Source organism: Xenorhabdus sp. SGI246, assembly GCF_040838225.1.
Lineage (GTDB): Bacteria > Pseudomonadota > Gammaproteobacteria > Enterobacterales > Enterobacteriaceae > Xenorhabdus > Xenorhabdus indica.
Window position 1 is genome coordinate 1 of record NZ_JBFPEZ010000057.1, and the last position, 9,197, is coordinate 9,197.

16 protein-coding genes are annotated in these 9,197 nt (G+C 41.9%); 5 read left to right on the forward strand and 11 right to left on the reverse strand.

Features of this window, described 5'->3' with window-relative positions; translation table 11 throughout:
• Positions 1-145: 145 nt before the first annotated feature.
• The 9 genes from ABLA85_RS13870 to ABLA85_RS13910 form a co-directional block, all read right to left on the reverse strand.
• Entirely contained in the window at positions 146-580 is a 435-nt protein-coding gene (locus tag ABLA85_RS13870; protein WP_367964987.1) for a hypothetical protein, read from the reverse strand.
• On the reverse strand, positions 580-1,332 hold the full coding sequence (locus ABLA85_RS13875; protein WP_367964989.1) for an ORF6N domain-containing protein: 753 nt from the start codon (positions 1,330-1,332) through the stop codon (positions 580-582). Before ABLA85_RS13875 ends, ABLA85_RS13870 begins: the two co-directional genes overlap by 1 nt.
• Positions 1,332-1,550 carry a hypothetical protein gene (locus tag ABLA85_RS13880; protein ID WP_367964991.1) on the reverse strand — a complete coding sequence of 73 codons (219 nt, stop codon included), beginning with the start codon at positions 1,548-1,550 and terminating at the stop codon, positions 1,332-1,334. Before ABLA85_RS13880 ends, ABLA85_RS13875 begins: the two co-directional genes overlap by 1 nt.
• Positions 1,550-1,738: a PerC family transcriptional regulator gene (locus ABLA85_RS13885; protein ID WP_367964993.1), complete on the reverse strand. Its 189-nt coding sequence runs from the start codon at positions 1,736-1,738 to the stop codon at positions 1,550-1,552. The genes ABLA85_RS13880 and ABLA85_RS13885 overlap by 1 nt, the downstream gene beginning before the upstream one ends.
• On the reverse strand, positions 1,738-2,004 hold the full coding sequence (locus ABLA85_RS13890; RefSeq protein ID WP_367964995.1) for an ANR family transcriptional regulator: 267 nt from the start codon (positions 2,002-2,004) through the stop codon (positions 1,738-1,740). Before ABLA85_RS13890 ends, ABLA85_RS13885 begins: the two co-directional genes overlap by 1 nt.
• Before the next feature lie 88 nt (positions 2,005-2,092).
• Positions 2,093-2,410, reverse strand: a complete 318-nt coding sequence (locus ABLA85_RS13895) for a hypothetical protein (protein WP_367964997.1) — start codon at positions 2,408-2,410, stop codon at positions 2,093-2,095.
• Between the two features lie 5 nt (positions 2,411-2,415).
• Positions 2,416-2,592, reverse strand: a complete 177-nt coding sequence (locus ABLA85_RS13900) for a hypothetical protein (RefSeq protein ID WP_367964999.1) — start codon at positions 2,590-2,592, stop codon at positions 2,416-2,418.
• 51 nt (positions 2,593-2,643) lie between these two features.
• Positions 2,644-2,850 (reverse strand): hypothetical protein, encoded by a 207-nt coding sequence (locus ABLA85_RS13905; RefSeq protein WP_367965001.1) that lies wholly within the window; start codon positions 2,848-2,850, stop codon positions 2,644-2,646.
• Between the two features lie 39 nt (positions 2,851-2,889).
• Positions 2,890-3,477 (reverse strand): DUF5420 family protein, encoded by a 588-nt coding sequence (locus ABLA85_RS13910; RefSeq protein WP_367965003.1) that lies wholly within the window; start codon positions 3,475-3,477, stop codon positions 2,890-2,892.
• An 81-nt stretch (positions 3,478-3,558) separates the two neighbouring features.
• On the opposite strand from ABLA85_RS13910, the gene ABLA85_RS13915 reads away from it, so the two are divergent.
• A complete protein-coding gene (locus ABLA85_RS13915; protein ID WP_367965006.1) occupies positions 3,559-3,798 on the forward strand; it encodes a hypothetical protein in 240 nt (79 codons plus the stop codon).
• A 279-nt stretch (positions 3,799-4,077) separates the two neighbouring features.
• Here the strand turns inward: ABLA85_RS13915 and ABLA85_RS13920 are convergent, their stop codons facing one another.
• On the reverse strand, positions 4,078-4,290 hold the full coding sequence (locus ABLA85_RS13920) for a hypothetical protein (RefSeq protein ID WP_367965008.1): 213 nt from the start codon (positions 4,288-4,290) through the stop codon (positions 4,078-4,080).
• Between the two features lie 482 nt (positions 4,291-4,772).
• Complete coding sequence (locus ABLA85_RS13925) at positions 4,773-5,465, reverse strand: XRE family transcriptional regulator (protein WP_367965010.1); 693 nt, start codon at positions 5,463-5,465, stop codon at positions 4,773-4,775.
• 102 nt (positions 5,466-5,567) lie between these two features.
• On the opposite strand from ABLA85_RS13925, the gene ABLA85_RS13930 reads away from it, so the two are divergent.
• From ABLA85_RS13930 to ABLA85_RS13945, 4 genes are all read left to right on the forward strand, one after another.
• Complete coding sequence (locus ABLA85_RS13930; RefSeq protein WP_367965012.1) at positions 5,568-5,792, forward strand: Cro/CI family transcriptional regulator; 225 nt, start codon at positions 5,568-5,570, stop codon at positions 5,790-5,792.
• Positions 5,782-6,075, forward strand: a complete 294-nt coding sequence (locus tag ABLA85_RS13935) for a hypothetical protein (RefSeq protein ID WP_367965014.1) — start codon at positions 5,782-5,784, stop codon at positions 6,073-6,075. Before ABLA85_RS13930 ends, ABLA85_RS13935 begins: the two co-directional genes overlap by 11 nt.
• A 433-nt stretch (positions 6,076-6,508) precedes the next feature.
• Positions 6,509-8,131: a DEAD/DEAH box helicase family protein gene (locus ABLA85_RS13940; RefSeq protein WP_367965015.1), complete on the forward strand. Its 1,623-nt coding sequence runs from the start codon at positions 6,509-6,511 to the stop codon at positions 8,129-8,131.
• Positions 8,128-9,105 (forward strand): toprim domain-containing protein, encoded by a 978-nt coding sequence (locus ABLA85_RS13945; RefSeq protein ID WP_367965016.1) that lies wholly within the window; start codon positions 8,128-8,130, stop codon positions 9,103-9,105. The genes ABLA85_RS13940 and ABLA85_RS13945 overlap by 4 nt, the downstream gene beginning before the upstream one ends.
• Positions 9,106-9,197: the final 92 nt, after the last annotated feature.

A 9,197-nucleotide genomic window follows, 5' to 3' on the forward strand; every position in this document is an offset into this window, starting at 1 on the left:
TACCTTAATGGCGATTTGAAAAGTGCTCTTCGCCACTCATCGCCCGCAAGAAATCAGCAAGAATTAGAAAAAAAGACAAAAAGTCATCTCAGGAAGCTGCAAAGAAGAAATAAACATGTTGCTCGCTTTTTTCTGCACCCCCAAATTAATTATGCTGCATGATGGGAGTATGGGTATTTGCACACCGGGTTAATAACATTATGCGTTCTGCGAATGGGTATACCGTGATTGCCGCTGCACCATTAACGTAGATAGCTGCCGTATCAGTGCCCCCCTTGCCGTTATCAACTTCACGGGTGCCATTTCTGTCTATTTGCTCTTGCACAAATGAGGCTGACACAATCCACCGCCACAACATCAACAACTGTTCGCTGGTTGGTGTATAAAAGCCCGCTTTCCAGCCATCTATCATGGCTGCGATCAATTCAAAGCCCAGCAATAATTCATTGTCGTATTTGCCTGTGTTCAACGATGCCAGCGCCTCCTCATAACTTATGACTTCGCTGTTCGCTGCCTCAGTGATGACAATGACGCCATACTTGCCGTAATCAAATCCTGTTTCAGTGTGATGCTTGCTCATTATTTACCCTCCCATCCGATAACCTGAAAGATCCCCATCTTGGGATGTGACCAGCGAGAACCGCGTTTTTCTGCTTCACCCATCATTAGGCGGAACGCGCTCATGAAATCTTCCTTGAATACAATTTTCATGGGGCGAGGCTGCCCATCCGGCGTCATGATGGTGACGGTATCTGTAGGAACGTTGTACTGTTCAGCCAAAGTACGGCACTTGTTATTGGTTAACCCTGATTCGGTCGCGGCCAGAGAGAACCCGATCCAGCCCGCGGGGATAGTTCCACGCTTGATTTGCTCGACAGTTTCATGAACCTGCTCAACCTTTTCTTCAACGTAGTTGATTTGGCGTTGTTGCTGGGCGGTATGACTGGCGATCTTGGCAATCATTTCAAGCTCGTTTATTGCAGTTTGGGGCTGACGGAAATAGTTGTTCACCAATTCCCGTTGAACCTGCCAAGCTAAGTCGTCAGTGAAAGACTTAACCAGCATCAGGTAACCAGACTCAGTAATGACAACACCTTTTGGTGTAAAGTCTGAAAATACGCCGCTGGGAAGGTTGCGACGAATTTCGTCGGAACCTAGTTCGTAGTAATCGATACCCTCAATGAAGCGGGGCTTGTGCTCGCGAAAGTTTCTTCCGGCTGTTCCCTCTGGTCGAGCGTGAACGTGGTCAATCATTGAGAATGTCACAACGCGTTGCCCTTGATATTCCACGACAGGCATTTGGGTTTTATTAATGGTGATTAATTCGTTCATTATTTTGCTTCCTTAAGTTCAATTTTCATTCTTTTTGCTAAGCGGCGCATAGCTCTATTAAGTGGCATTCTCATTTCTTCACCTTCTACCGGGAAATTAGAGAGGTATTTTTTCGAATTTAAATAATCTTGCTTTTTGTCTATTTCTAATCGAAATCCTTGTGCCATTGTCATTCCCATATGGCCTTGTTGCGTTTTACTTCTTTTTCTTTTCGCCATTACCACCCCTCCCGTATTTTGATTTTCGCTTTTTGGACACAACGCAAATTATTTTTGGTACATTCCTGTTCTTGTTTTTTGTCGTGAGATAATGAAAGAGCCTCACCCCATTTTTCAGCGGCACGACGAAATAAGCCTTTCAGTTCTAAACTCCGTGCTAATTCTTTTGCTTGTTCATATACAGTCATTATTCACCGCCTTTTTTATTGACGTGTTTTTTTAATTCTGAGGCGATACGTTTATCTTCGTTTTTGTCTTTAATTTTTTTATATTTGTTATGTAGTGCGTGTCTTTTCTCGTTATGTTCTTGGCGGTATTCAGCCCATCTTTGATTATTTATATTGAGGGATGCTATTTTTGCTATTTCCCAGTATCCGGCTGCGCGTTTAAAGTCTTTTTTCTTTTCTTGCAGAATAGCTTTATTGGCAGCCTCTATGTAACGACTCTCTTTCATTTGTATTTCCTTTTATTTGTAATCAGTCTGAATTTAGAATGTGAGATTCCCCAGTGCAGGCACTGTAATTAAAGTTGTTTTGTTGTTTTTATTTTGATTGAGTTTTGCTTCTTCTTTCTCTTAATTCACTAACTGCATTCACGTTATTTACGTATTCAGCCTCGATAATAAGAGGTAATACAGAAAACAGTCGCGATAATCTATCAAGGTCAGTCATTGCTCCATCGGGCGAATATTCCTCACTGTTAACTGCTACGCCGGCTAAGTTAGCAATAGACTTCATTCCGTTTGTTATTGAGTAAATAACTTCATGACTTGATGTTGATAAAAATAGCAAATCATGGTCACTCATTTCTGAGATTTGTTTATTGTTGAAGCGAATGTGATGGTATATATTATTCATCATGGTTATTATTCCCCGCGAATTCGTCCTATTTCTAGCAATACATTATGATTGATTTCAGTTGCAATATTTAAAATATAAGCATCATCCTCACTTAATCGGCCTTCCATCCAGAGAACTAAAAGTGCTTGTAATTTTTCAGCTAGTTCCTGAACTTTTTCTAATTCAAGGTTTTTGTTTTTCATGATTATATTCCTCGGTTTGTAATTTATTTGACATATTTCACCCTGAGATTTTTATTCAAAGTTTTCATTTAATTCAGTAAGGTCACCAAACTGATAGACTGATAATCGTTCTACTACTCGTAACATTAAGTAAGTATCATTGCTGGCTTCATTTTCAACAGCGGATAATAACGGGATTAATAAAGCCTGTATTTCTTCATTAATTCTTAATGCATTCCGTAAATGATGTTTATCACCAAGCGATAATTTTGTTTTCATGTTTATTTCCTTTGATTGTGATTATTTATCCTTAATCTATTAATTAGCTAGATCATAAAATATGCCATAGCTTATTTCTTCAAAACAATCTGGAATTTCTGGCTGCTTGTCATATTCCTTTGCATTAGGTATAGCGAATAATAGTGTATTATTATCTTTACTTGCCTTACCTACTTGTGTTTCTATCATGGGCACACCCTTTTTATAATGAGCTTTTGGTGTTCCTAATGTGCAGCATTGAATATTAAATTTATTAATCAGAAAATCTTTATAAGATGGTAATTTTTTCAATTGGTTATTTGTTTCTTTGACTAGATTATCTAATTTCTTGTTGAATTCTTTCCCTTCTTTACTATTGGCTTTAGCTCTTACTATTTTCAATTCATCGGTTGAATTGATTATTTTCATTGGAATAGGGAATTCTTTATCTATTGGAAATGCAAAATTGAGAATTAATGAGCTATTTTTACCCCAACTGTTATCCCATGAAAAGCCTTCTGCGCCGATTTTATCCAGGGTTTGGTGTATTACTTGTTGTCTTTTCTTTTGAATTAATCTGTGTTCATTGTCAAGTTGATCAACAATATCACCAGATAGACGATAGTATTTGTAGTCTTTTTCACTCATTATTATTTTCCTTAGAATTAAATTATTTATTATGCAACAATATTTGAGCCATTAAGAGGTGACAAGGCTCTTAAGCATTTATTGTTTACTCTGTATCAAGTTTCCCTTCGGGAACTGGAAGCCAATCCGCTCGAATGGATTGTTTTTGCTCTTCTGAAAGACCTTGCCCCGGAAAATCTACCTCAGAAAGCTCAGAGTTACGTAAATAGTTTAAAGCTGAACAAAGACGCATCTGGCATTGATTGGAATCTAAAAGTAAATTGGATTCTTGGTTCAGGTGAACGGACTCTGAAAAAGGCTGATGAGCAACAAGAGAATTAATTTCAAGTTCCAATGAATCTACTGCTTTCGATATAATACAAAGTGCTCTTTCACGGCGATTAAGTGCATTAAGTTCATTTTGAAGCCATGCAATAAGTTCATAAAGATTTAAATTAGCAGCGTAAATAAAAGGTTTGTCGCCACAGGGTAGCGATTGCTGCCCTTTAATTTGGTTATTGTTTATCTCAGTCACCAAAGTATTATTGATATTAGTTGCTGGTTTTTTCATTTTTATTTCCTTTAGAATTATATTGTTTATTTGGAATGAGCTGGAGTTAGTTACTTGAATAATATGTCACTAGCTGCACCTTGTAATTCACTACGGTGCTCACTAAATGATTTCATTAATTGCGTGAACAATTCTCTAACGCTATCTGGCATATTAGAGTTTGACGCAATTTGATAAGCCATTGACAGCGCCTGCTCTGCATTTTCTGCTGATTCTAATTTCTGATACGCTAATGCTATTTCTTTTCCTTTGGAATAATTCATATTCACCTCAGAATTAAATTGTTTATTTCAGTTACGGTTAACTATTTGTCCCATCCATCCATAAATGACATATACAGGAGCTAATAACCTTTTTGCCTCTTCCTTGTCATTTGCCTGAGCTTTAACGCATATGGGGCGTGTTTGCTCCATGTTGGAACGCTCAATGGCTGCGAATAAATAAAGTTTTGTAGTGGCGTGTGCAATATCCGCGTTTCAACCTTTATCTTGTTAAGTACTAACAGGATTTAAATTTCTAAATATTTAACTTGACGATGTTATTTTCATATCAAGTTTTGCTTGTTTCAAAAGATACAAGTAATGCTTTTCTAAATCAATCATTACTTTACTTTTGGTAAAAAAACAAGTTAATATTGTTATTGTGTTGATATGTAAAGATATTATTTTTATTGAGAAGTTTGTATTTGTGATTTATATCACAAAAAAACCCTCAATGAGAGGGTCTTAATGATTATGCTTAATTTTTACCAGCCCATCACTGACCAGTTAAAGACTCTGCCAATTATGTTTACCGTATTGGCATCGGCAGTTTCATCTGGGTAATCGACCGAATTATAGCTCCGAATGATCAGCTTACCTTCCGGCTGACGTAGTAGTATCCTTACTCGCAGTAGATCTCCTTGTTCAATGGCATATATGCTGCCGTCAATAATTTTTTTGCATCCGGTAATTACTGTAACTGTAGAGCCATTGGGGATTACCGGAGACATACTATCCCCATGAATAGGGAATGCTATAGCTTCATTAGGAGATACTTCATAGCGGTCAAATGTCGCCCTTGAGAATCTTAACTTATAGCCACTACTTTCAGTTCCTCCACTACATGCATGGCTTGCTGCCAACTCAATACTATTGTAGTAAGGGACTTCTACCTCGTTGTTATCTAAAGGTGAAGTGCTATCCCATGCCGTTACTTCTTGTGATGCTATTTGCTCTACTCGTATGCCATCTTTCTTAGAAGGATCGCCAAATAGTAGCCAATTAACATCAACTCCAAGTATTTCTGCAAGCTCCATTAGCTTAGCTTTTCTTGGTTCGGTATGTGATTCCCATTGCTGAACAGATTGAGGCGTCACACCGATCTTTTCAGCAAGATCAGCTTGAGTCATTTTCTTTGCAAGCCTTGCTTGCTTTATACGTTCACGCATAGTTTTCATACTTCCAAATATACAAGCTTTACTTTCTTTCTGCTAACAAGTTTTGCTTTATAAAAACAAGTATAGCTTGTATTTTGGGGTTGTGAATTATTAGGAGGATATATGAGCATTTTAAATCTTGCCATTGAAAAGGCTGGAGGAATTGCAAGGCTAGCAAAGCTATTGGGTATATCTAGTCAAGCCGTTAGTCAGTGGGTTCAAAAAAAACATATACCACCGGGCAGATACTTTGAATTGCATGAAAAATTAAACATCCCACTAGAGGAGCTGGTGAAGCACAAAAATCACATATCAGAACAATCTTCCGAGAGAAAACATGTTTCCTGATTACAGCCAAGTCACCCTGCCATCGCATTTCTGCCCGGACGATGGCAAATGGATACAGGGCATGTTGGGGAAACTGAGAATCAGTACACGGGAGAAGATAACTGCCAAGTACTCAGAAGTGTATCTGACAGCATGGGATAACGAACCGGTGCCATACCGCAAAGACAATGCAGCCAGACGGGCGGCCAATATCCGTCTCAGGGAATTTGTCGTGAAGTATGAGAGAGCGGCACAGGGTTATACATCGGAGCCGATAGCAGTAACGACCAGTCAGGCGGTTTAGTTTCACAGGGTGTACTTGTTAGAAAGTACAGTAATGTATCAGTTTGATAGTACAGGTGGGGTGACAAATGGGGAAGAGGGGAAAACTTTCTAGGGGGGTAAGGGGGGTGATCTTTGAAAGGGGTGTTAGGGAAGGCACAGCCAAAGGAGTGCTCAGATCTTAATTTAGATCTCTATAGGGGTATCAAATGGCGAAGACGTTTAGACGTCCAAACGGGAAAACAAAAGGCTTTTCCTCTGGCAGTGGAAATCATTCAAATAGGGGTATCAATGTTAAATCAGAGTAGGAATGTAAGAGGGTGCAAGAAACCGAACAGTCAACCTTTGGCGAGTACGACTGTTCAGGCTCTTGCGGTAGGTAATACATATTCAGGCAGGATTACCTGCATGGATTATCACACGGCAGCACAGAAAAATAAACAGGGAGTAACGTCATGCTGAATATTACTCCTAACTTTGCTCAGGAACGTGCGTTAAACCTGCTGCGTCAGGACTGGAAGAATTTTAACTCCTTCATGGTGTATGCCCCGACAGGCGCAGGTAAAACAGGATTATCCGCATTTATCACGCAGGGTTTTGTCTCAAAAGGGATGAGGGTCATGATGATCTGCCCTTTTACCGTGTTGATAAATCAGACTGCTCAGCGTTTTATCGAGTATGGATTGCCTGAGGATGAAATCGCTTTTATCTGGCGTGATCACCCTAATCAGGACCCGACAAAGCTGATTCAGATTGCTTCGGCTGACACGCTGATACGCCGTGAGTTTCCCGAAGATATCGATCTGCTGGTGATTGATGAAGCGCACCTGAAACGTAAAAAGATACTGGAAGAAATCACCCGGCTGACCACTGAAACGGACTGCAAGGTGATTGGATTGTCAGGAACGCCTTTCTCGCCGTTCCTCGGTCACTACTATCAGAAACTCATTAAGCCGACCACGATTAAGGAGTTAATCCAGCGTGGTGATCTGAGTGCTTATGAATTTTATGCACCCACCAAGCCGGACTTAACCGGGGTGAAATCCAGCAGCAGCGCTGAATATGGCAGTGACTACAAGGAAAACGAAATCGCCGAGATTATGTGCGGGGCGGATTTGGTCGGTGATGTGGTCAGCAGCTGGCTGAAATTGGGTGAAAACCTGCCCACAGTGTGCTTCTGCGTAAATGTCAGTCATGCCAATTTTGTCACAATGGGATTTAACCGCGCTGGCGTGAATGCTGAGGTAATGACCGCCCATACCCCTCAGGATGAGCGTGACCTGATTATTCATCGCTTTGAGCAGGGCGCAACGAAAATCATCGTCAATGTGGGCGTACTCGTGGCGGGTTTTGACAGTGATGTGCGCTGCATTATCTACGCCCGCCCCACCAAGTCTGAAATCCGGTGGCTCCAGTCAATCGGCAGAGGCCTTCGTACTGCCAAAGGTAAGGAGCGGTGCATCATTCTCGATCACTCCGGTTCTGTCCATCGCCTCGGCTACCCGGATGATATCGAATATGACGAACTGCCGAATAAAAACGACGGTATGAAAACCCGTGACAGCTACCGGGAACAGGAAAAGCGCGAGAAGCTGCCGAAAGAGTGCCCCTCCTGCCATTACATGAAACCTGCGGGCGTTTATGCCTGCCCGAAGTGTGGCTTTAAGCCACTGGCTGGTGAAGATATTGAGGTCGATACCAGCCGCACGATTCAGAAGCTCAGCAAGAAAGAGCGTGTTTACACTCAGGCTGAAAAACAGAGTTTCTACTCGCAATTGAAGTATTACCAGAACCAGCGCGCCTCACAGGGCAAGACCCTCAGTGATTGGTGGGTATTCTATACATTTAAAGAAAAGTTCGGTATCGAGCCTCGTGGCCTGCACGACACCCCACAGGAACTGACGCCCGAAGTGAACAATTTCATCAAGCATAAACAGATTGCCTGGGCGAAATCCCGTCAGAAAGCAAAACAACCGCAACAAGAACAACAGGAAATGCGTCTTGAAGTTGCCCGGGACAAGGTACGTGAAATTCGTAAGCAGTTAGAGACACCGTTATATCAGGGAGAAGCACTGTGAACAGAATAAAAACGGCTGATGCTGTGATAGGCCGCTGGCCTGAAATCTTCGCTTACTACAAATTGCCGCCCGTGACAGGGAAGAACCATTTTAAAGGCAAGTGCCCGATATGCGAACGGAAAGGTAAGTTTCGCATTGATAACAAGGATGACCGGGGGACATTCATTTGTACCTGTAACCGGGGGGATGGCTGGGCGTTACTTCGTTTAACCCAGGGAAAAGATTTTAAGACACTGGCCGATGAGATTGATCTGTTACTGGGTATCCAGTCGGATAAGCGCAGTGTGGTGAAAAAAGAGACCAATATCACCAAATTCAGAAATAAAGTCACCGCGTGTTATGCCAACTTACCCGGCCTGAAAGGCACGCAGGGCGAAGACTATTTACGCAATCGGGGTATTCACGTTCTGCCCGCCGCCAACGTGAAGTATTGCCCTGAACAGCCTGTTCGCAATGGGAAGCTACAAGCCATCTGGTCATTGGTCACGGATGCCAAAGGCACCTTGTGCTACCTGCACCGCACTTACCTTGATGGGGACAGGAAGGCCGATATTACCCCTCAGAAGAAACTGGATGCCACGCAGGAAGAAAGTTATCGCACTCACGCCTCCTCGCTGGCGATCCGTTTGTTTCCGGTTAATTCCACATTGGGGATTGCGGAGGGCATCGAAACAGCTTTGTCCTGCAAGCAGATTTACGGTGTCAACACGTGGTCAACCATGAACGCCGGATATATGGCGAAATTTGTTGCACCACAGGGTGTTAATCACCTCATTATCTTTGCAGATATCGACTGGAGCGCCACGGGCGAAGCGGCAGCTTATGAGTGCGCACGTAAGAACTTATCCGCCAATAACGATATTGAGAAAGTCAGCGTTCGATGGGCTGACATTGGTGATTTTAATGACATGTTGCAGTACGGCAGTGAAGTCAGAGAAAGGGTCTATATAAAGAAACAGCGGGAGACAGCATAATAATGAAACTGGAATCAGCATTAAAACACTTTCACCCGAAGTCACCCGCTTTTAGTGATTCGTCATCCAGCACTGCACCGGGCAGGATGAAA

What these genes read in the sequence shown, in the direction of transcription:
- ABLA85_RS13870 (WP_367964987.1), bottom strand. Translation starts at nt 580, where the DNA reads ATGAGCAAGCATCACACTGAAACAGGATTTGATTACGGCAAGTATGGC.
- ABLA85_RS13875 (WP_367964989.1), bottom strand. Translation starts at nt 1,332, where the DNA reads ATGAACGAATTAATCACCATTAATAAAACCCAAATGCCTGTCGTGGAA.
- ABLA85_RS13880 (WP_367964991.1), bottom strand. Translation starts at nt 1,550, where the DNA reads ATGGCGAAAAGAAAAAGAAGTAAAACGCAACAAGGCCATATGGGAATG.
- ABLA85_RS13885 (WP_367964993.1), bottom strand. Translation starts at nt 1,738, where the DNA reads ATGACTGTATATGAACAAGCAAAAGAATTAGCACGGAGTTTAGAACTG.
- ABLA85_RS13890 (WP_367964995.1), bottom strand. Translation starts at nt 2,004, where the DNA reads ATGAAAGAGAGTCGTTACATAGAGGCTGCCAATAAAGCTATTCTGCAA.
- ABLA85_RS13895 (WP_367964997.1), bottom strand. Translation starts at nt 2,410, where the DNA reads ATGATGAATAATATATACCATCACATTCGCTTCAACAATAAACAAATC.
- ABLA85_RS13900 (WP_367964999.1), bottom strand. Translation starts at nt 2,592, where the DNA reads ATGAAAAACAAAAACCTTGAATTAGAAAAAGTTCAGGAACTAGCTGAA.
- ABLA85_RS13905 (WP_367965001.1), bottom strand. Translation starts at nt 2,850, where the DNA reads ATGAAAACAAAATTATCGCTTGGTGATAAACATCATTTACGGAATGCA.
- ABLA85_RS13910 (WP_367965003.1), bottom strand. Translation starts at nt 3,477, where the DNA reads ATGAGTGAAAAAGACTACAAATACTATCGTCTATCTGGTGATATTGTT.
- ABLA85_RS13920 (WP_367965008.1), bottom strand. Translation starts at nt 4,290, where the DNA reads ATGAATTATTCCAAAGGAAAAGAAATAGCATTAGCGTATCAGAAATTA.
- ABLA85_RS13925 (WP_367965010.1), bottom strand. Translation starts at nt 5,465, where the DNA reads ATGAAAACTATGCGTGAACGTATAAAGCAAGCAAGGCTTGCAAAGAAA.
- ABLA85_RS13930 (WP_367965012.1), top strand. Translation starts at nt 5,568, where the DNA reads ATGAGCATTTTAAATCTTGCCATTGAAAAGGCTGGAGGAATTGCAAGG.
- ABLA85_RS13935 (WP_367965014.1), top strand. Translation starts at nt 5,782, where the DNA reads ATGTTTCCTGATTACAGCCAAGTCACCCTGCCATCGCATTTCTGCCCG.
- ABLA85_RS13940 (WP_367965015.1), top strand. Translation starts at nt 6,509, where the DNA reads ATGCTGAATATTACTCCTAACTTTGCTCAGGAACGTGCGTTAAACCTG.